At 35.9% G+C, this 21,495-nt stretch carries 17 protein-coding genes and 1 pseudogene; 3 read left to right on the top strand and 15 right to left on the bottom strand.

What is annotated here, in order from left to right:
* Positions 1 to 82 precede the first annotated feature (82 nt).
* From BXY82_RS13350 to BXY82_RS13305, 10 genes and pseudogenes are all read right to left on the bottom strand, one after another.
* Positions 83 to 1,204 carry a glycosyltransferase gene (locus BXY82_RS13350; protein ID WP_133758739.1) on the bottom strand — a complete coding sequence of 374 codons (1,122 nt, stop codon included), beginning with the start codon at positions 1,202 to 1,204 and terminating at the stop codon, positions 83 to 85.
* Complete coding sequence (locus BXY82_RS13345; protein WP_166643305.1) at positions 1,204 to 2,127, bottom strand: glycosyltransferase family 2 protein; 924 nt, start codon at positions 2,125 to 2,127, stop codon at positions 1,204 to 1,206. Before BXY82_RS13345 ends, BXY82_RS13350 begins: the two co-directional genes overlap by 1 nt.
* Positions 2,124 to 3,206 (bottom strand): glycosyltransferase WbsX family protein, encoded by a 1,083-nt coding sequence (locus BXY82_RS13340; protein WP_133758737.1) that lies wholly within the window; start codon positions 3,204 to 3,206, stop codon positions 2,124 to 2,126. The genes BXY82_RS13345 and BXY82_RS13340 overlap by 4 nt, the downstream gene beginning before the upstream one ends.
* Entirely contained in the window at positions 3,203 to 4,810 is a 1,608-nt protein-coding gene (locus BXY82_RS13335) for a glycosyltransferase (protein ID WP_133758736.1), read from the bottom strand. Before BXY82_RS13335 ends, BXY82_RS13340 begins: the two co-directional genes overlap by 4 nt.
* Positions 4,811 to 4,929: 119 nt before the next feature.
* The gene (locus tag BXY82_RS13330) at positions 4,930 to 5,559 is read right to left on the bottom strand and encodes a sulfotransferase family protein (protein WP_133758735.1); all 630 of its coding nucleotides are present in this window, start codon (positions 5,557 to 5,559) and stop codon (positions 4,930 to 4,932) included.
* Between the two features lie 2 nt (positions 5,560 to 5,561).
* Entirely contained in the window at positions 5,562 to 6,263 is a 702-nt protein-coding gene (locus BXY82_RS13325) for a class I SAM-dependent methyltransferase (RefSeq protein WP_133758734.1), read from the bottom strand.
* Between the two features lie 12 nt (positions 6,264 to 6,275).
* Positions 6,276 to 7,499: an ABC transporter ATP-binding protein gene (locus BXY82_RS13320; protein ID WP_243835841.1), complete on the bottom strand. Its 1,224-nt coding sequence runs from the start codon at positions 7,497 to 7,499 to the stop codon at positions 6,276 to 6,278.
* Positions 7,500 to 7,582: 83 nt separating this feature from the next.
* Positions 7,583 to 8,428: an ABC transporter permease gene (locus BXY82_RS13315; protein ID WP_133758733.1), complete on the bottom strand. Its 846-nt coding sequence runs from the start codon at positions 8,426 to 8,428 to the stop codon at positions 7,583 to 7,585.
* 511 nt (positions 8,429 to 8,939) lie between these two features.
* Positions 8,940 to 9,800: pseudogene (locus BXY82_RS13310) on the bottom strand (ABC transporter permease).
* A 116-nt stretch (positions 9,801 to 9,916) separates the two neighbouring features.
* Entirely contained in the window at positions 9,917 to 10,240 is a 324-nt protein-coding gene (locus tag BXY82_RS13305) for a hypothetical protein (protein ID WP_133758732.1), read from the bottom strand.
* Positions 10,241 to 11,312: 1,072 nt separating this feature from the next.
* Here BXY82_RS13305 and BXY82_RS13300 point away from each other — a divergent pair.
* Both BXY82_RS13300 and BXY82_RS13295 read left to right on the top strand, forming a co-directional pair.
* Entirely contained in the window at positions 11,313 to 12,059 is a 747-nt protein-coding gene (locus BXY82_RS13300) for a hypothetical protein (protein ID WP_133758731.1), read from the top strand.
* 337 nt (positions 12,060 to 12,396) lie between these two features.
* Complete coding sequence (locus tag BXY82_RS13295; RefSeq protein WP_133758730.1) at positions 12,397 to 12,759, top strand: endonuclease domain-containing protein; 363 nt, start codon at positions 12,397 to 12,399, stop codon at positions 12,757 to 12,759.
* A gap of 196 nt (positions 12,760 to 12,955) precedes the next feature.
* Here BXY82_RS13295 and BXY82_RS13290 read toward each other — a convergent pair whose 3' ends face one another.
* The 5 genes from BXY82_RS13290 to BXY82_RS13270 are packed head-to-tail and all read right to left on the bottom strand — an operon-like array spanning position 12,956 to position 19,126.
* Positions 12,956 to 13,954: an SDR family oxidoreductase gene (locus tag BXY82_RS13290; RefSeq protein WP_133758831.1), complete on the bottom strand. Its 999-nt coding sequence runs from the start codon at positions 13,952 to 13,954 to the stop codon at positions 12,956 to 12,958.
* Between the two features lie 2 nt (positions 13,955 to 13,956).
* A complete protein-coding gene (locus BXY82_RS13285) occupies positions 13,957 to 15,249 on the bottom strand; it encodes a nucleotide sugar dehydrogenase (RefSeq protein ID WP_133758729.1) in 1,293 nt (430 codons plus the stop codon).
* Positions 15,249 to 15,839: a sugar transferase gene (locus BXY82_RS13280; RefSeq protein WP_133758728.1), complete on the bottom strand. Its 591-nt coding sequence runs from the start codon at positions 15,837 to 15,839 to the stop codon at positions 15,249 to 15,251. Before BXY82_RS13280 ends, BXY82_RS13285 begins: the two co-directional genes overlap by 1 nt.
* Before the next feature lie 10 nt (positions 15,840 to 15,849).
* On the bottom strand, positions 15,850 to 18,333 hold the full coding sequence (locus tag BXY82_RS13275) for an exopolysaccharide transport family protein (RefSeq protein ID WP_133758727.1): 2,484 nt from the start codon (positions 18,331 to 18,333) through the stop codon (positions 15,850 to 15,852).
* 1 nt (position 18,334) lies between these two features.
* A complete protein-coding gene (locus tag BXY82_RS13270; protein ID WP_133758726.1) occupies positions 18,335 to 19,126 on the bottom strand; it encodes a polysaccharide biosynthesis/export family protein in 792 nt (263 codons plus the stop codon).
* A 475-nt stretch (positions 19,127 to 19,601) separates the two neighbouring features.
* Between BXY82_RS13270 and BXY82_RS13265 the strand changes: the two genes are divergently transcribed.
* The gene (locus BXY82_RS13265) at positions 19,602 to 21,464 is read left to right on the top strand and encodes an ABC-F family ATP-binding cassette domain-containing protein (RefSeq protein ID WP_133758725.1); all 1,863 of its coding nucleotides are present in this window, start codon (positions 19,602 to 19,604) and stop codon (positions 21,462 to 21,464) included.
* Positions 21,465 to 21,495: the final 31 nt, after the last annotated feature.

Genomic DNA, 21,495 nt, shown 5'->3' with positions numbered 1-21,495 from the left:
AGTCAATTTATAAATAATTACATGTTTTAGTTCAATATCTTTCTCATAAGTGAATGGCTGATACCCACTGTTAATCAAGCTGTCATTCAGGGTGCAGGAAAGAATCTCCAGCAGCAGACGACAACACATCTCCTAATACATTAATATGACGCTGCATACTATAATGTTCTAAAATACGAGCTTTACCTGCGGCACCAAGTTTCTTAGCAAGATCAACATCTCCCAAGAGGTGTAACATATTTTCTGCCATCGCATCTACATCGTGTTCCTCAGATAATAGACCAGTTTTCCCATGTTCAATAACATCAGGAATTCCAGCATGATTAGTAGAAATAACAGGCAACCCTGCAACACTAGCTTCTAATACTGCTAAGGGTGTACCTTCCATATCTCCATTATTTGCTGTAATAGAGTGTTGTACAAACGCTAATGATTCTGTTAATAATTCTCGATAGGCTTCAGGTGAAACAATTCCTAAAAATATAACCTGCTCCTCAAAACCAAAGTGTTTTACTAAGTTCTGACACATATTAAGCAATGCTCCATCTCCAGCTAAAAGCAAACGCGCATCTGGGTGATTGGCTATAATTTGATTAAAAGCCATAATCGTATAATAAGGGGCTTTTTTATCAGTAAATCGACCAATACCAATAAATTGCTTCTTACTATATGTAGGAATGACTGTTTCAAATTCTGGCTGTGGACCATAAACGTTATAAACAAGTTTTTCAGAAGGACAACCAAGATCCAACAACAACTGTTGCATTTTTCTAGAAACTGCAATCACAGAAGTGGCTTTTGCAAACACCTCTTTATAGTGATTACATTTTTCAATTACCTGCTTAACGCTCGCATCATAACCATGAAAATGAACTACAATTGGTAACTCACATTCCCGTAATAAATCTAATAAGTTAAATGCATGAGTACCATACTCCACCAAGATAACATCAATAGCCTGCTGTTTTAAAGAGGCCGAAATAGATTGAGTATTAATATAAGACGTTGGGTGCTTATAAAGCTTCGTTTGAATGCGATATTGCCAATTCTTAATTTTTGAAACCAAAGCATCCCTTCCCTCTAATTGTATACGCCCTCTCGGCCCATAATAATAAAAAACTTCTCCTTGAAGATAGTTTTTATGTGCCTGAATAAAGGTTTCAGAATAAGGGTTTAGACTAGGTGTAAAAATGGCAATGTTCATCAACTTTTAAGTTTAAAATACATGAATTGGAGTCCTAACTGAAACTTTCCATTAAAAGAGCTACGTAACTTATAGAACTCACTATCAAACAAACTGTTTTTAGCATGTAAGTTAAACCAACGCTGCTCAAGAGTTTTATCTGAAGTTGTATTCTCTACACCTTGCTTAACTTTTAAATAGTCTCGTATTATAACTTCCTCAATGATTCGTTTTTTCTTTTTATTGCAATCATGATGATTCCTGCTTACCTGATTATGATGTCTAAAATAATTTAAATCCTTATTAATAAAAGAGATATATGTTTGATTTACTAGCTGCAACCAAAACAACCAGTCTCCACACATACGCATATTTAACAATTGCTTATTAAAGAATTGTGGTTGCACTAATTGTTTTTTAAAAACAACGGCACTTGCATTGGGAATCACATTTTTAACGGAAAGATATTTGGCTATAAAAACATCGCCTTTCATATTAAAATCACTTTCCCAAATATTTGGCTTAAAGTTTATTGTATAATTAATTCTATGCGAAATTTTTTTTCCTTCAGAATCTACATCTATACTCTGCACATAAACAACCTGTACAGATTTTGTAAATGCCTCTAAACAAGTTTCCAAAAAATCTAATGAACAATAATCGTCACTCTCAGCTATCCAAACATGGTCTCCTTTTGCTAACGCTATTCCTTTTTGCCATTGCTTAAACGGACTTCCTGAATTTACAGTATTTATAATCAATTGGCTTACTTTAGGATGATTCTGATAGTTTTTTAGCAATTCTGCACTTCCATCTGTTGAAGTATCATCCAGCAATATCACCTCAAAATCTTGAAAAGTTTGATTAAAAACCGAATCTAAGCGCTCCTGCAAAAAAGGCTTGTGATTATAATTTGGGATGATAATAGAGACTTTTGGATTCAACTTTCTAATGCTTTTTTAGTAGACTCCAAATAGGCTCTACCATATTGTATACAAGGTTCCAAATGATTACCTTCCGCCCATTCATTCATTGCATTAATAAACACAAAGTTCTCTTCGCTTGAATAAGGTTTGAAATTATCTACCACATGCTTCAACCACTTATAATAGAGCTCTGGACTGCTACCCTTTGCTACTACACCATTTTCATTTCTTCTTGCAGTATTATCCCATGATGGAGTTACCCCTCTATATAGTTTATATTTTGGAACAGTACGATTCATACAATCTTCAACCCCTAATTTAAAATCTCTAAAATCAACGTCTAAGGATTTTCTAGCTTTTATTAGCTTACCTAATACAAATTGCTTTGGTTTTACTTTAATTTTATTCTTTATAACTGCATGTGGTGAAAACTCTATAGCTGCATCAAAACCAATTTGACTTGGAATAACTTGTTCCCCAAAGCTTTCAGTAAAACATAAGTATAAATCTTTAAATCCATATTCCTGTACCGCTATATCTCGCCATAATTGTAGGGTCTTTTTTATATCAGGAAACAAGTTATACCTATAAGTCACAAAAACTGGCTTCCCATCAACTTTTATATATCGATTATCAGAAAACACGTGTTCACACAGCCATCGCATATGTTCTTTGTCATCGTCAGAACTATAGTTCTGCCCCATTAAAACATCTTCTTCCTTACCATCCCATCTACGAGTCCAATTTTCATTTGCCCAACATAACATAAAAGGCATGTCTAAATCTTTTTGATTTAACATACCATCAATAGGTTGATCCAAAAGGCGCTTTCCATTAAACCAATAATGGTAATAACAAAAACCATATATACCATGCTCTTTTGCTATAGCTGCTTGCTCTACTCTTGCTTCCGGTAATCTTAAATCATAAAAACCTAGGTCTGTAGGTAAGTGCGGTTGATAATGCCCTTCAAACAATGGTTTAGCTTTTGTTACATTAGTCCACTCAGTAAACCCTTTTCCCCACCATGTATCATTTTCAGGAATAGGATGGTATTGAGGCAACACAAACGCTATAGCTCGTAGTTTCGATTTCATTTTAATGGTTTTTTCATAACGACAATCTCAATATATTCTGCTCGAATACCATAGTTTAAATCATCAATATATATAATTTCACATAATGCACTTGTATGCTTTTCAATGAATTCTTTAATATCATAACCCCAATGAAAGGTAACAGGAGAACCTTTTTTATCTACAGGATTCCCATGCCATTCAGGTTCGAATAAAAAATTTGGACTCCCATCGTCATTTTTAGTTGCCCATCTTTGTGTGGCTATATGCTTATTAATAATAGGAACAGAAAAAATATGTGCACCTCCTGGTTTTAGTGTTCTGAAAATTTCTTTAAAAGCTTTTTCTGGCTCATAAATATGCTCCATAACATCTGAAGTTACAACCAAATCAAAGCTAGCATCTTGAAAGGTTTGACGCTCTAAATCTTCATTCCGAACTCCATTTACTGTGCTACCTAGATCAGCATTCATGAAGAATTGAGTAACCGTATAATTTTTAGCATTTTTCTTTAATAAAACACTATGCCCCCTGTTACCAGGTGAAGATTCGTGTATAGTTAAGTTTTTCCAATTAGGATAATCGTTTTTAATAGTGTGCATTAACGCCCTTTCTCTTGGAATAGAATTACAACTATTACATTTAAAATGATCACGTAGCCAAGAATGTTTTGCTACAAATAGAACCTCTTTCTCACAACATGGACAAAAACCCTCGTGTTTGAAATAGAAATCTCCAACTTGATTCTCACAAAAATGCTTGATTTTCAGTTTTACACGATTTTTAAGCTTACGAAATTTTAAAGCCAAAGGGTTTAAGTTAGTTTTCTTCTTATAATTTGGCAGCAAATAGCTTTTATAAGGATACAATCTATTTAAATAAGAATAAAACTCATTTTTGGATACTGATGAAGTTTTTTTTGGAATATCCATTTTTTTTGTTTTTTTAGATATTCCAATTTGTTGACTTTCATGAATTCTATATAAAATCAAACTTTGTTCTATAAAACACAAACCTCCTTGAGCTGCAGCATGTAAACCTAACCATGCGTCATGCCAATAACCGTCCGGAGTATAAATTGGAATAGCATTACTTTTAATACTCTTATTTATACAAACTGTTGCCCCAGTAATTTTATTCTTATTTAATACTAAATCCTTATATGCTTTATCATTATCTAACCATAGTTTACGCCTTTCTTTCGAAAAGCCCCATTCATCCCATAATGTAGAATTCATTAAATTCCCTTTATCATCTATCAAATCTCCATTTGTAAACACTAACTTAAAATTCTTAGTGTTTTTATAATAATCTACAATTATTTCAACCTTAGTTGTCTTCCAAATATCATCCTGATCCGCTAAGAAAATTAAGTCTCCACTTGTCAAGGAAATACCTTTTTCAAAGTTTTTTATAGTTCTTAAATTAGTCTTATTCTCAAATATTGAGATTAAGTTAGGATATTGAAAAGCATATTCTTTTAAAATCTGTAGTGTTTTATCTGTTGAAGAATCATCACAAACAATAATTTCATCAACTTGATAGGTTTGATTAATTATGCTATCAAGTTGCTCCTTTATATATTTTTCACCGTTATAAGTGCATAATGCAACTGAAATAATCAATTTGAAGTATTTTTTATTTAAAGGCTTTTCATTTATCTATTAAAACCCTTTGTTAAAATTCATGTGATATATTAGATTAATTCCCATTAGAATATCACTTTTTATTAGGCATTTGTTATTTAATATTTGAAACCAAATTTTTGTATTTCGTCATTATAAATTTCTTCAACTTTTTTGACACTCGGCTTAGAATAGACATCTTTATAATTAATAGACCCCTTTTTATTATAAACCATTAATTTTTTAGGCTTAATTAAGTACTTGTTCATAAACTCTTCAAGTTCTTTATCAATATTTTCAAAATGTAAAACATTATCTACTTGTATATTTAAATGTTTGTCCGCAATCCAATAAAGTTGAGATCTAAAATGAATTTGCTCTAGGTATGCTTTCTCAAGACCTTCTGATACGAAATGATTAAAATCATCATATGGCTCCACATATTGTTTATAATCTTTATCGTCCATTACCTCAAGCCCTCCTTTAGAGAGGTAATTATAACTGGAGAACACTCTATCCCATGTATTTCTAACCACTGCAAACGATATAATTCTATCCTTTTTCGAACTATTTAAAAATAAGTTTTTAAGATGCGTGAATGAGTTTTTATTCTTAATAATATATTCAGCATAAGTTTCAAAATCATTTTCTCTTGTATCGTGCCCCCAATACTTAAATAAATCTTCCTTGTATGTTAAATAGATTGCACTGCCAGCAGTTTTTGGTATATGAATTAAAATTAGCTTCATTCTTAAAATAGTTTAGATAAAAATGATTTTTTATTTTGATTTTTTTTAAGTTTTAACTGATATAATAAACCTAAATTTTCATATTCTCCTTTTGTTAAATCAATAAACTTAAATCCTTTAGACCCTTTTTCAATTAAAAATTGATTAAAAGGCAATGCATATACCACAGCATCTTTAGCTTCTGCAAAGTAAACAACAAAGGGGAAAACTAATGTAGGTTCAAAAGTACCATCATGTTGCCAAATACTAGAACAAAAATCATCTCCTCCTATGAATCCATTAGGAGCTATTTTATCCCAAATAGTTATTAAATCAACACTTATCCCTCTTAAGGTATGATCTCCATCTATGTAAACAAAATCTAAGGAATCATTCTTAATTCTATCATGAACATCTTTTGTTCTACCACGTAAAATTTCTCTTATATTATCTGCAAAATCAGTTCTTTTTAAGGCCTCATTATAAAATTCTTCAAAAGTATCGTTTCCAACATTTGCAGGCTTGTTCCAATTATCTAAATGCTGCCATGGATCAATCATTAAATACTTTGAAACTTCACTACAGCTTAATAAAATTTTCTCAGCATACTCACCTTTAAAAACTCCAATTTCGGCGATTTTACTGACTTTTCTTTGATTTATAAAGGATATCCAAAAATCAAATCTATTATTTGATTTTTTAATTATATTTTTCAACTCTTTCATTATTTTATAATTTTATACATCAAAAAAATCAGTTGCTAGCAAAAAAGATGGAAAAATCTCAATTTCATGAGAAACTTGAAATAAAAATGCTCCTTTTACTTTTAGATAAGGTTCTCTAGTTTTAGCTTTATATACAGATATATCTACCGAGTAAAATCCTTTTGACAATTGTAGATTTTTGTGTTCGATAAAAAACTCTATAATCTCTTTTTTCAAATCTATTTTTGAGTTTTCATCATTATGGTTTAAATGAGCAATTGGTCTTTGTTCTTTATCAAATAAAACTAAAATAAAAATTAAATTATTCTCAAGATTATACCTCTTAAACTTTAAATAAAACTTCAAAGTTTCGTCCCACCGTATCAAAGGTATGTTATCATTGTGTTCATCACTAACGATTTTAGCGTCTAATAATTCTATTGTTCCATCATCAAATACCACATTACTCGAATTTTGTATAAATTTTTTATAATATAGGTCTATAGCCTTTCCAACGTCATCTCCTTTATAAACAATATTACCTGTATCCAATAGAATAATCTGACTACAAATTCGAGATACCATAGGCATACTATGGCTGACAAAAATAATTGCTGTATGTGGTAAAATAGTATCAATAGTTTTAAAACACTTCAACATAAACCCCATATCCCCCACAGCCAAAACCTCATCTATAATCATCACATCGGGTTCCATCTGTGCGGCTACTGCAAAGCCCAAACGCACTTTCATACCAGAGCTATAATGCTGTACTGGCATATCTATAAATTCTTCTAGCTCTGCAAAAGCTATAATTTCTTCTAGTTTGCTGTCTATTTCTTTTCGGCTAAAGCCTAAAATAGCCCCATTATTATAAATATTTTCACGCCCACTAAGAATTGGGTTAAAACCGGCTCCAAGCTCTATTAAAGCACCCACTCTCCCTTTAATAGTGACCTTTCCTGCATCGGGGTTTATCAATCCGTTAAGAATTTTTAGTAAGGTAGATTTACCTGCGCCATTATGTCCTATCAGCCCCAAACACTCGCCACGGCGTAACTCAAAATTAATATCTTTTACTGCCCAAAACTCTTTAGGGCGTAACTCCCGGTCATCCGCAGAACCACGTACACCACTAATCAAATCCTTCACCCCATACCAGAGACTTGTTTTAAGATCCTTACAAAATTTTTTGCTCAATCCCTCCACCTTCACCAGCACTTCCTTATCGGCAACCATAGATCTATCTTCAGACATGTATATTAAACTTTTATTTCCACTTCTCCTTGTAATCTATCCGAAATTTGCTAATACCAACTTACCATCTCCCATCCCTGCCCCTAAGCGCTCAGTCGTTCCACAATAATAGGAATCGATATCCTATAAATAATCAATCCTAAAAACAACAAAGGCACACAAACAATCAGCACGATAAGGAAATAATTTAGAAAAGCTGGCTGAAAACCAACCACTAAGTCCCGTGCGGTTAAAATGATGGGCGTTATAGGGTTCCAAGTCATAATGGTTTTCATAACACCTGTTTCAGGAATAGCATATACTACTGGAGTGACATACATTAAAAACTGCATTCCAAAGGTAATAATCTTACCTATATCTTTATATAGTAGACCCATGGGTGTTAAAAACAAACCTACTGTAGTACCAAACATAATAGCACCTAGCATTGCTACAGGAAACAATAATAAACTCCAGTGAAAACCGACGCCGTAGAAAAATACAAATAAGACCAGTAGCAGTATCTTGACAGAACTATCAAATAACAATTTATACACACCAGACAGCAATAAGGCCTCTTTAGGAAAGTTGATTTTAGTAAGTATACCCTTTGCTGCTTGTGTACTCTGCATAGGAGAATTAATAGACGCTACGATAATGGACCATATCAAAGTCCCAGTAAACGCATACACCGGATATGGTACTCCAGTATCTGAAATTCTAACAGTACCACTACTATTTAAAATAATCCAAACTGCAGCTGTAGCTAATGGCGTCATAAATGCCCAAAGAATACCTAAATAAGATTGTCGATATTGGGCCTTAATGTCTCGCTCGGCCAACTGCCTAGCCAAAAATCGGGAAGCATACATATCTCCTAAACTCGCTTTTAAAAGCGCCCCAAATTTTATGGTTCTTTCTTTTTGATAAACTCGAGTTTCTAAAGGCATAAATTAATACTAATACGAAGATATATTCTTAGTTGTGATTGGTTGTGGCTAATATAAACAATGATGCCTAATTAAAGAAGTAATAGGAATCAAGAATTGTAAAAAGAATGGATGCTCCTATAATAAAGAGAACAACAAAATTCCTCATACTCTTATTGAATTGAGCATAAAAAAAAAGTTAGTTAAGATTCACACGCCATCCCACGTGCTTTACAAACAATGGAGTGTTGAATGCTTTGCAAATCATTGAAGTGGTATAGCAATTCTCTGACGGTTATAAAAAGCGAACCTATTTTGGTTCGCTTTTTTTATCGACATTGTCAGGAGCGACGTAAGGATTGACGTGGCAATATGTTCCGCCATTGTGAAGGAGGTACGACTGAAGCAATCTGTTTGTTATGGCGCCTCAACCTGGAGATTGCCGCGGTCGTACCTCCCTTGCAATGACGCTTGTTGAGAAGGGATCCGCTCATCGCAATGACGGTTTATAATAAGAGTTTCGTTTTCGCCACTACACCGTATCAATAAACGTCTTCTCCGTTATGTTAAACACTACAATTCCTAAAAACAAAATGACCAAGGTCACTCCAATCGTATATAAAATGCCGAACCAATTAAAGGTCCCCGTTCCCAATAACATATAACGTGCTGTTTCAATCATATAGGCAACTGGATTATATTCTACTATCCAAACTATTTTAAATAGTTTCTCGCGCATGAATGCTAACGAATACATCACCGCCGATACATACATCAGCAACTGCACCCCGAAACCAACTAAAAATTTCAAGTCTCGGTATTTCGTGAATATGCTACTGATGCGCATCCCTATGCCCAATCCGAGCAAGCCCATCAAAATGACAATAAAAGGAAAAAACACAATACTGCTATCCACATGAATAGCTGCATCATTAACATAATACTATACATAAAACGCAATAAAAATCAGTAGCTGTATTCCAAACTTCATCAAATTAGAAATAATAACAGATAAAGGCATGATAATTCGCGGAAAATAGACTTTCCCGAAAATTTCAGCATTACTTGTTAAGGTATCACTTGTAGACATCAGGCAGGTATTAAAATAATTCCATATGGAAATCCCCGCCAAGTTAAATAAGAACGGCGGCACCGTACCTGTTTCGATATTGGCCACTTTATTAAAAATAAGTGTAAAGCTAAGTGCTGTAAACAAGGCTGAATGAGATACCAAAGCGGCCCCAAGATGGTCTGCTTATACACCGTCACCACATCGCGTTTTACAAAAAAAACAGCAAATCGCGATACCGCCAGATTTCGGTAAAATTAAATTCGATTAGTTTTGCTTGGATGAAATAGTGTACAGCCAATCGTCTGGTTTATGAGCACTCAAAATTTTATGGTTAGGTAGAAGCGAATATACAAAAGCTATTGGAAATTGGGAATTAAAGAAACTATTTTAATAAATCGTTAAAATACTGGACCAATCACATGTCATTTAGAAGAATCCTAAATTTTTCTTGGCTGGTTAATAATCGGTTCGAAAACACTTAAGTCTAGAGGTGTCGCTGGTTGCGCACGTTGGTGTGCCTTGGCTTTATAAATCTCAAGCTCATTTATGGGGATTAAATTAAAGTCTGGGTTGTTGATATACTCATAAATAATATAGATAGGAAAATCAAAGCACTCGCAAAAATGAAAAATACTAATTGCCTGTTTACTGGAGAGCCCTTTTTCGGTTCGGATCCATCCCATAATATTACGGGCATTCCGTTGTGAATAGCCAGTTATACTGGCTATATCGGTTGAATTTAAAAATAATCTAGGTTTCATCACTTTTGGGATTTGGAGGATTAATTAATGTATTTTCTTAAATTTAGGTATTGATCCTTAAAAACACATGCAAATACATATAAATTAGATAAAGTGTAATTAATAGTAAGACATATCTTATATTATTGACATTTTAGGTTATCATTGAGTGTTGCATCTACTACATAACATGTTTTAAATCAGAAGATAACCTTACATTTTTAAAAATTACCAAATGTTTATAGTGTTGTCCGATTAAAATCTTATACAATATTCTTTTGCTTAGAGCAGCAAGCTGTCCGGGACATTTAAAAATAGATCATTTTGCAAAAGCCCAAAATGGCGTTTATGTATTTAAACTTAAAAATGAAAATCAAATGGGTTTAATTTTTAAATGCTCGCAAAGCATGCCCTATGTCTTAGGTCTTTCAGCGTAGTGTCTTAGGTCATTGCCTGAGACTACCGAAATATTATAAAGATCCCAAAATCTAGAATTTCCCAGAGCCATTAGGTACACCAAGATACTATTGCTTTACTATAAATTTATAGTACAGAAATAAGAGTAGTTATCTGTAGTGGCTTTCCCAAAAATATACTTCATAAAAAAAAGGAGTAGGATATCAAAACCGAAATCAGTTGAGTTCAATAGTTCTTTTTTTTGGGTATGAGCATCAATCATTTTATAATTTGGCATCGCGGACATAGTTTAGTTTGGAAGCTTAGCTGTATAAAAAAATTTAAATTTATCCAATAAGATATATGAATGATGTATGGATATTGTATGGATGCTGTATGGATGCTGTATGGATAGTGTATGAAGATTGTAAATAGCGTGCATGGCCTGCAGACTAAAGTGTAAATGATAGCTAAATTTTTAAGGAAATAAACAGCTCCTTTAGCAAAGATGCCCCCTATAGTGCAGAAACGGAAATATTGACAAACAACTGAAAAACTTCTCCCTAATATTGTCCCATCAGAAGCTCATAAGCTTGACAACCAATTACAAAGGCGCCGTTGTATGCACGTTGCCCAAGTCTAAAAAAGCCTAGCTGGTAAACAAACTTTAATATAAATTTTTAATACAAGCTAAAAAATGGCAAAGTTAAAAAGCTTAATCAAGATCGAGGGTACTCTAGACGATCTTACCTTTTACAAGGGCACAGATGGGTATTTAGTACGCACCAAAGGTGGTGTAAGTGGCGATCGGATAAAAAATGATCCTGCATTTAAACGCACTCGCGAAAACGGTCAAGAGTTTGCAGATTCGGCAAAAGCTGGCAAACTTTTAAGAAGGGTGCTGCGTCCGCTGTTAAAGGACGCGCAAGACAGTCGTGTGACCTCGCGTTTAACGCAACACATGACTCGAGTCAAAAATGCGGATCTCACTTCTGAGCGTGGCAAACGCAATGTAGCCACCGGACTTTTAACCGTTGATGGCAAAACTCAGCTTCGCGGCTTCGATTTCAACAATCGAGCGCCATTAGAGAGTGTATTGTTGGCAGAATTCACGCTCAACCCAACATCGGGTGAAGTGCAAATTCCGAGTTTTATTCCTGCTGAGGATATTGCGTATCCGGTGAGCGCCACACATGTCAGTTTGAGAGCCGCCTTTGTGAAGGTGGATTTTGAAACGCGACAACACAAAGCGGAGTTGAGCACTCTTATCAATTTACCAATTGATTTGACAGTTTCCAATGTAGTGCTCACACCAGCAGTTCCAACAGGCAGCGGCATACAATTGTACGCCCTGTACATTAGCTTTTATCAAGAAGTTAATGGCGTTCAATACCCATTAAACAATGGGGTGTTTAATGCCTTGCAACTGATTGAGGTTGTATAGCAATTCTCTGACTGTTATGAAAAGCGAACCAAAATTGGTTCGCTTTTTTTATCGACATTGTCAGGAGCGACGTGTGGAGCGACGCCTACACACCGTCATTGCGAGGAGTGACGAAGGAGTGACGCGCCAATCTGTTGATTAAAACCTTCAAATCATGAGATTGCTCACTCTAATTGTTACTAACATTACACTCATCTGAATTATTGTGATATGTAGCTAACAAAGCTCCCCTCTTCAGCCGAAGAGGGGTGGACAGACGCAGTTTGGACGGGATGTTTGAAAATTTCTCCCTCAAAAAAAACCAACTGAATATGCAAATAAATTGTATTTTTAATACATGTCCAAACCACGCCTCCATACTAAAATTGAATTACAAGGTTACTGGAGAGTTCTTAGAGGAAACCTAACTCCCGCCGAAGCTTTTCTATGGACACACTTAAAATCGAGACAGTTAGAAAACAAGCGATTTACCAGACAACACAGCATCGGCCATTATATTGTAGATTTCTATTGTGCTTCTGAGAATTTAATTATTGAATTGGATGGACAAGGCCATTTCAATCCTGAAGTTCAGGAATACGACTGCAAGCGCACGTTATATTTTGAGAGTCTCGGATATAAAGTCATCCGATTTGAAAATAAATTCGTTTTTGATGGTTTACCTTCTGTGCTGAAAGAAATAACTGAATGTTTTAGTTAGATTCCTCAAACCCTCCGTCTGGTTCTCCTCCGAAGGAGAACCAGACACCTCCCTTTGGCTAAAGGGAGGAGCTTTTTGAGTGTAACTACTAATATACTTGCTGAATTTTATTGACATGTCCCTGCAATAACGAACTAAGTACTAATAATTGTGGACAAGTATCGTTTTGAACTAACTGTTTGAGAATTAAACAGATTTAATCTTGTGCTGGTGTAGATTTTGCAAACCAGTCCCAAGTAATTTTCAAACCTTCGCGCACCGTATAGCATGGCTGATAGCCTAATAACTTTTGGGCTTTTGAGATATCTGCTAAAGAATCGCGGACATCGCCTTGGCGTTCTGGACCGTATATGGCCTCCAGTTTAGAATCAGCGGCGGATTGTAAAGCTTCCCATAAATAATTGATGTCTATTCGTTCGCCACAGGCCACATTGAAGACCTGATTAGCTGCTGCTTTTGAGGCAAAAAACCCTTTTACATTGGCTTGTACCGCATTGTCTACAAATGTAAAATCGCGCGTTTGTCCGCCATCGCCATTTATCTTTGGTGATTGATTATCTTTTAATGCTTGCATAAATAACGGAATGACCGCCGCATAAGCACCATTTGGGCTTTGTTTTGGACCAAATACATTAAAATAACGCAACCCCACCGTGTCTGTGCCGTAAGTTTTACCAAACACATCAGCATACAATTCATTCACGTATTTTGTGACTGCATAAGGTGATAAGGGTTTGCCAATGATATCCTCAACTTTTGGCAAGGACGGACTATCACCATAAGTAGAACTCGAAGCCGCATACACCATGCGTTTTACTGATTGACTTTCCTTTACCGCAACCATCATATTTAAAAACCCTGAGATGTTAACCTCATTGGTGGTTGCGGGATCATTGATGGATCGGGGTACGGAGCCTAATGCCGCTTGATGCGACACAAAGTCCATATCCTGTACCGCTTTATGACAGGTGTCCACATCCCTAATATCACCTTCTAATAATTCGAAAGCGGGATGGTCCATAAATTCCTGTAAATTTTCACGATACCCATTCGAAAAATTATCTAACACCCTCACTTTTTTAGCGCCATGTTGCAGTAGATATTGAACCAAATTAGATCCAATAAATCCGGCACCTCCTGTCACTAAAAAGCTGTATGTTGATAAATCTTCGGTATGGTATGCATGTGTATACATCATTATAATCTGCCGTCTACGGAATCTTTTGGTAATAAGGATTTAACGTCAAAAATTACGCCTGTCTCTGATTTTAAACTTTGGATGTCTAAATCTAAAAATTTGTCATGAGAAACAGCCAAAACTATCGCTTCATATTTGGACGCCAATTTGGTATCTGTACATATCAAATCCAAATCATACTCATGTTTAACTTCTTCTGCGGAAGCCCAAGGATCATACACCTCAACATCCACATCATAACTTTCAAATTCCTTCACAATATCAATCACTCGAGAGTTTCTGATATCAGGACAGTTTTCTTTAAAAGTGATCCCTAACACTAAAACTTTGGCGCCTTTAATTCGCGCGCCTTTTTTAATCATCATCTTGACAGTTTCCTGAGCTACATAGCCTCCCATACTATCATTCATTTTACGACCTGCTAAAATAATTTCAGGATTATAACCTGATTCTATAGCTTTTTGAGCCAAATAATAAGGATCAACACCTATACAGTGACCACCAACTAATCCTGGCGACATTTTAATAAAATTCCATTTGGTGCCCGCAGCCTCCAAAACCGCTTTGGTATCTATGTCCAATAATCTAAAGATTTTAGACAATTCATTCACAAAGGCAATATTAATATCACGTTGGGAATTCTCGATTACCTTTGCAGCTTCTGCCACTTTAATGCTAGGCGCCATATGAGTGCCTGCGGTGATAATTGTTTTATAGAGATTATCTACTTTAATAGCAATTTCTGGAGTAGACCCGGAAGTGACTTTTAAAATTTGGGTTACCGTATGGACTTTATCTCCTGGATTGATACGCTCTGGTGAATAGCCCGCGAAGAAGTCTTCATTGAATTTCAGTCCCGAGACTTCTTCCAAAATAGGCACGCAAATGTCTTCTGTAACCCCTGGATACACTGTAGATTCATAAATAACCACAGCGTCCTTTTTTAGGACCTTACCTACAGTTTCACTCGCTTTTACCAACGGTGTAAAAATGGGTTTATTGAGTGCATCTGTTGGTGTTGGTACTGTAACGATATAAAAATCAGAATCTTCAATATCTGATAATTCGCTCGACACCAACAATCCGCTTTCAGCGTTTTTATCAGTGACCAATATAGATTGAAGTAACTCATTATTAACTTCCAGAGTTCTATCAATGCCTTGATTTAGTTCATCAATTCTTTTTTGATTGATATCAAAACCGACTACGAGAAACTTTTTTGCAAATTCTACTGCCAGTGGCAACCCTACATAGCCTAATCCAATAACAGTTATTTTAGTTTGTGTCGTCATTATGCGTTTTTTATTGATTTTAAAAGAATGTGCAAATCTAAAGAAAAACTATAATTTTTCACGTATCTTTTATTGATTTCAACCTTATCCTTCCAGATAACCGTCCTATTGTAATTTTCTGGGTCTAACTGTTTTGCCAGAATCAATTCTTCATCTTTATATTTCAAGGTAGCCGGTCCCGTAATACCCGGTTTGATATCTAGAATGATTCGGTCTTCGCCTTCCAACGTATCCGCAAAGCCGGGTAGATCGGGGCGTGGCCCTACAAAACTCATTTCGCCCTTTATAACATTAAACAGTTGTGGCAGTTCATCCAATTTATGTACTCTTATAAAGCCCCCAAAAGACGTCGCATGGTAATCCATATGCCCCAAACGATGCACCCCTTGTTTTAAACTTCTAATTTTATAAATTTTAAAGGGCTTACCATACTGCCCAATCCGCTCTTGTAAAAACAAACCACTAGCCCCTGTATCCAAACGGGCCAATACAATGAGTATTCCAATAGGAACGATCAGGATAGGCAATAAAAATAGGGCAAAAAGCACATCGAAAACACGCTTTATTTGCAACTGTCTGGGAGTGATCAAAAGTGGTGACTTAAGTATTTGATTGTATAAATTTCTTAAAGCGCTTTAAAAGCGAGCGTCTGCCGTTACCCTCATGATAGGCATTGCCATACATTCCATACCCGTAACCATAGCCATAACCGTAGCCATAACCATACCCATAATTGTGATTGGTTTTGTGCTTGTAGAAGTTCAATACAAAACTGATGTTCTTAACCTCTCCCATTTTGTATTTGGCGTTAATTAAGGCGAGCATTCCCTTTTTTGTATAGTCTAAACGCACCATAAACAAGGTAGCATCGGCATATTGCGTCAGTTCTAGAGCATCAGTGACCAATCCTAATGGTGGAGTATCCAGCACAATCATGTCATAATGTTTCCGTGCGTAGGCAATTAATTCCTTCATGCGGTCGCCCATCAATAATTCTGACGGATTTGGAGGTACAGGTCCTGACGGAATTACATCAAGATTTTCAATATGCGATTGGTAATTAATAGCGTCAAAACCACTTTCGCCAATCAGGTAGTTCACGACGCCCTGATCATTAGTGATTTGAAAATCGCCAAAAATTTTAGGCTTTCGTAAATCCAAGCCCAACAACAAGGTTTTTTTCCCAGACAAGGCATATACTGTGGCAATATTGATAGAACAAAAGGTCTTCCCTTCGCCACTCACAGAGGAGGTAATCATAATGGTTTTACCCTTACCATCTTCTTCACCTTGTTTTTTATAAAAAAACTGCAAACTGGACCTAATTGACCTAAAGGATTCTGACACAGCCGACTTAGGCTTTTCAAATACCACTAGGTTGTTTTTATAGTTGTATTTCCCAATCAAGCCTATAATAGGGATACTGGACAAACGCTGTACTTCATCAGACCCATGTATGGTATTGTCTAACAAGAACACCACAAAAATGAGAAACATGGGGATAAAAAAGCCCAACATCAAGCCCATCATATAATTGAGATTCTTGTTAGGACCTATACGCCCCCCGCCAATATCTTTGGCCTCATCAATCGTACTGATGTCGGAGACGTTGGCGGCTTTCACAATGGCCGCTTCACCACGTTTGGTCAAATAGATATTATAAGCCTCTTGGCTGATATCCATCTTTCGCTGAATCTTTAAATACTCCTGCTGGTCTTCAGGCAAATTACTCAACTGCCCTTCAAATTTGGCAATATTGTTATTGATGTTATTTAGGTTGATCCCAATGGTGCGTTTGGTATTGTCTATAGTTTCTAAAAGCACATTTTTTTCCGCTTCAATTTGCCTATCAATATCCTTAAATATTAGATTACCTTCTTTTACGGTATATTCCTTTGTCTGCCGTTCTATGGCAAGCGCCGTTATTTTCGCGACACTAGATAGAATATTGCTTTCATCAATACCTACAGAGGTTGGTGCGGCTATCTTGGTGTAATCTGTTTTGGTGCGCAGGTAAGTTTCTAAAGAATTGAGATAGTTCAATTTGGTCCGTTCTTCTTCCCTACTGAGATCCAATGCCTTTAATTTTTCTGAAACAATCGCCATTTCTTCAGTCACGTCAAACAATTTATTTTGTTTCCTGAAGGTGTTCATTTCTTCCGTAACATCCTTCAAATTATTATTTACAGCGTTTAAACTGCTGTCAATAAATTTGATGGTATTGGTGGCATATAAGTTTTTTCGCTGGAGCTCGGTCTTGCTCAAGATGGATGTTGTCGCATTCAGATAATCCACAATTTTGGCTTTATTACTGCCTGCAAGCGATAGCGACAATACAGAAGAGGAGCTCCCGGAATAGGGTGAAATGATCATCCCATTTTGATATTGGCTAACCACCGAATCAAAATTTAGAAATTGAAAAAAGAACTGTGTATTTGGTACAATTGTAGCATCCTGACGTTTGGTGATAGACCCGTTAAAGAAGGGCAGATTGATTTGTTCTCCTAAATTGTAGGTTTTAGCAAACTCCCCAATTTTTATACTGCCATTAAGTTTTTCTTTATCAGAATACCGTTGTGTTGTAAACCCACCCGATTCAAAAGTGGCCAGTAATTGAAATTGATTCTCATTAATAAATTTTATACCTATTGGTTTTCCTAGTATTTGCCCTTTGGTTTTATCTAAATTCAAGACAAAAGGGGCATTCTTATAAATATCCTCCAAGCGGTATTTCCCCTGTTTTAGATACTGCATATAATATTGCAACGAATCTACCACAAGTTCATTATGTGTACGGGTTTTAACCGTGGTAAGCACCTTTCCTACTTTTCCAGAAACACCACCCCAGTTAAAGGAAATGCTCGTATTGGCGGTAAAAAATGGATTCTGATCACTCTCTACTGAAATCAGCGAGCTCAATTTGTAAATGCTTTGTTTTCTAACATTAATTAGGTACGCCACAATTAATGCGAAGGCCACACTTAACACCACAAATTTCCACAAGTTGAGGGCTTTAAACAAATAGCCTCTAAAGTCGAAATACGTGCCCCTTGGTTCTGAAAAGTCGTTGTCGTAATCTTCCATCCTACCTGCTTAATAATAAAATTGTGGTACTGACAAGTCCTAATACCGTAATGAGTGTACCCAAAGTTTCTCGCCCTGTAATACCAGTACCCCAAGTTTTTTGCTGAAGTGGTTTTACATAAATCATGTCATTAGGCTGTATGTAATAATAAGGCGAATTCATCACATTCACATCGGTTAAATCAAGATGGTGAATTTGCTGGCCTTGCGGGTATTGTCTAATGATCATCACATCCTTACGGTCGCCTGTTACAGGAATCTCACCAACATTGGCCACCGCCTGAAAGATATTGACACGCTCCTGAAACAAAATCTGCGATCCTGGCGACCCCACTTCTCCCATGGCCGTATAGCGCAAACCAGATAATTTTACCGTGATAAAAATATTTGCCGTTTCTTTAAATTGTTCGGCTAAGAGTCGCTCCTTAATCAGTTCCTCAATCTCGGCGGTTGTATTGCCTAGCACACTGAGTTGCCCAAGTTCAGGGATTCTTATCTTACCGTGCGAATCTACAGTAAACCCATCAAAATAAGCACGTTCAGAAGCACTGGCATTTAGATTACCCTCCCCAATTGGGTTAAAAATACTCACATTGTCCTGGTCCAAGACTTTAATCCGGATGTTCAAAATGTCGTTAATTTGAACGCGATATGGTTTTTGCTGCTCAATCATAACTTGTAATGAATCTGTAGCAGTGTTTTTATTTTGAAGATACACAATGTCTTTATGAGGAATACAGGATGTTAAAAAAGACGTTAAAAGAACGCCCATAACCAATAATAATCGTTTCATAGAAGGTGACATGTATTTCAACAAATATAGGTTTTCACTGTGAATATCAAAACAATTCCCTCTATTTTTGAATTTATGACAATCTAAAACCTACAAACTCGAACTCATCTTTTAAATTCTTGAGCGCTTTTACCGATTGAATCAAGATTATTAAATTTGCATCACACAATTTATGTGTAAACCATTAGTGTGCAATAACATTAAATAATAAACTGACAAACCCATTTAAAGCAAGAGACATTAGGAGAGTTTCGACATAACACCTTCCTTTTAAAAAATATTGCTACCGCGAGTGATTTGGCTATTATAATTCAAACATCAGTTGTTTGTCTGTTTGTTGCAAGCAAGTATTGATTCTTGATTCTTTATCGGACAACACTCATTTAAATATTGAATGACATTATCTGTCGGTTTTAAAACAATGTATATTCATTCCATTGTGATTTATTACCGTTATTTGTAAAAAAATTAGACTTTGAATTATTTAACTGTTGAATCCATCTCAAAATCTTATGGCGAAGTAGCGCTATTTGAAGATCTTTCCTTTAGCATCCACAAGGATGATAAAATTGCTTTTGTGGCAAAAAATGGGAGTGGCAAGACTTCCATTCTCAATATCCTCTCGGGCTTGGACCAACCTGACGATGGGCAAGTGGTGATCAGAAAGGGATTGCGCTTGTCATTTTTATCACAGTCGCCGCAATATGATGAAAACTTGACTATTGAGGATACCATTTTCAATTCTGACCTACCCATTTTAAAAGTGATTGAAAGTTATGAGAAAGCGCTTTTAAATCCGGAAGACAGTGAGGCGTATCAGAAGGCCTTTGAAGGCATGGACCGTCATAATGCATGGGAATTTGAATTGCGTTTCAAACAAATTCTCTCCCAACTAAAATTAGATGACCTGACCCAGAAAATTAAGACACTCTCTGGAGGCCAAAAGAAACGTTTGGCTTTGGCCACAGCATTGATCAACAATCCTGACCTTTTGGTATTGGATGAACCTACCAACCACCTCGATTTGGAAATGATTGAATGGTTGGAACAGTATTTTGCCAAAGCACAGATGACCTTATTTATGGTAACGCATGACCGGTATTTTCTGGAACGCGTCTGTAATGAAATCATCGAATTGGACCATGGTAAACTTTACACCTATAAAGGAAACTATTCTTATTATTTAGAACAAAAAGAGGCCCGTATTACCAATGAAACGGTTGAGACCGGCAAAGCCAAGCAGCTCTTTAAAAAAGAATTGGATTGGATGCGCCGTCAACCTAAGGCGCGAACCACCAAATCTAAATCGCGAATTGACGATTTTCACGATATCAAGGCCAAGGCCAGCCAACGCCGAAATGACCATAAAATCCAATTAGAAATCACTATGGAGCGGTTGGGCAGTAAAATTGTCGAATTTCATAAGGTGTCTAAGGCGTTTAAAGATAAAGTCATTTTAGACGGATTTGAATATGTGTTTAAAAAAGGAGAACGTATTGGCATCATCGGCAAAAACGGCACTGGAAAATCGACATTCTTGAACATGTTGACCCAAACCATCACGCCCGATTCTGGGAAGGTGATTATTGGCGACACCGTAAAGTTTGGATATTACACTCAAAGTGGCATTAAAATTAAGAAAGGCCAAAAAGTTATTGATGTGATCAAGGACTATGGCGAATATATTCCATTGACAAAAGGACGTCAGATTAGCGCCTCGCAACTCTTGGAAAAGTTTTTATTCGACCGCAAAAAGCAATATGATTTTGTCGAAAAATTGAGCGGTGGCGAACAAAAACGACTGTATTTATGTACGGTATTGATACAAAATCCGAATTTCTTAATTTTGGATGAGCCTACCAACGATTTAGATATTGTAACCTTAAATGTGCTTGAAGATTTCTTGTTAGACTTTCCTGGATGTTTACTTGTGGTGTCTCACGACAGGTATTTTATGGATAAGATTATCGATCATTTATTTGTGTTTAGGGGGAATGGTGAGGTTGAAGATTTTCCAGGAAATTATTCAGACTACCGCGATTATGAAGCGTCAACACCTTATGTAGAGCCTGTAAAAACTGAAATTGCAAATGGTGGCAACACCAAAGACAATACCGCAGAAAAGTTATCTTATAACGAGCAAAAAGAACTGAAATCCCTAAATAGCAAAATCCGATCTTTAGAATTGGATAAGAAAGCCTTAGAGGAAAAATTCCTTGATGCATCCTTATCCCAGGAAAAAATCAATCAGCTGTCTGAAGAATTGCAGAAAATAATAGAGGATATTGCTGTTAAGGAAGAGCGCTGGTTTGAACTTTCAGAGAAACTGGAATCTTAAACTTGAGGGTTGAGAATAAAGTGAAGAGAAT

Origin of the sequence: Gelidibacter sediminis (genome assembly GCF_004364975.1) — a bacterium.
GTDB classification, from domain to species: Bacteria; Bacteroidota; Bacteroidia; order Flavobacteriales; family Flavobacteriaceae; genus Gelidibacter; species Gelidibacter sediminis.
Note: the sequence above shows the minus strand (reverse complement) of the source record. Positions and strands in the feature narration are given on the sequence as shown.

Bases quoted from the DNA above. Each gene is read 5' to 3' on its own strand.
- BXY82_RS13350 (WP_133758739.1), bottom strand. From the start codon at position 1,204: ATGAACATTGCCATTTTTACACCTAGTCTAAACCCTTATTCTGAAACC.
- BXY82_RS13340 (WP_133758737.1), bottom strand. From the start codon at position 3,206: ATGAAATCGAAACTACGAGCTATAGCGTTTGTGTTGCCTCAATACCAT.
- BXY82_RS13330 (WP_133758735.1), bottom strand. From the start codon at position 5,559: ATGAAGCTAATTTTAATTCATATACCAAAAACTGCTGGCAGTGCAATC.
- BXY82_RS13325 (WP_133758734.1), bottom strand. From the start codon at position 6,263: ATGAAAGAGTTGAAAAATATAATTAAAAAATCAAATAATAGATTTGAT.
- BXY82_RS13320 (WP_243835841.1), bottom strand. From the start codon at position 7,499: ATGTCTGAAGATAGATCTATGGTTGCCGATAAGGAAGTGCTGGTGAAG.
- BXY82_RS13315 (WP_133758733.1), bottom strand. From the start codon at position 8,428: ATGCCTTTAGAAACTCGAGTTTATCAAAAAGAAAGAACCATAAAATTT.
- BXY82_RS13305 (WP_133758732.1), bottom strand. From the start codon at position 10,240: ATGAAACCTAGATTATTTTTAAATTCAACCGATATAGCCAGTATAACT.
- BXY82_RS13300 (WP_133758731.1), top strand. From the start codon at position 11,313: ATGGCAAAGTTAAAAAGCTTAATCAAGATCGAGGGTACTCTAGACGAT.
- BXY82_RS13295 (WP_133758730.1), top strand. From the start codon at position 12,397: ATGTCCAAACCACGCCTCCATACTAAAATTGAATTACAAGGTTACTGG.
- BXY82_RS13290 (WP_133758831.1), bottom strand. From the start codon at position 13,954: ATGTATACACATGCATACCATACCGAAGATTTATCAACATACAGCTTT.
- BXY82_RS13285 (WP_133758729.1), bottom strand. From the start codon at position 15,249: ATGACGACACAAACTAAAATAACTGTTATTGGATTAGGCTATGTAGGG.
- BXY82_RS13275 (WP_133758727.1), bottom strand. From the start codon at position 18,333: ATGGAAGATTACGACAACGACTTTTCAGAACCAAGGGGCACGTATTTC.
- BXY82_RS13270 (WP_133758726.1), bottom strand. From the start codon at position 19,126: ATGAAACGATTATTATTGGTTATGGGCGTTCTTTTAACGTCTTTTTTA.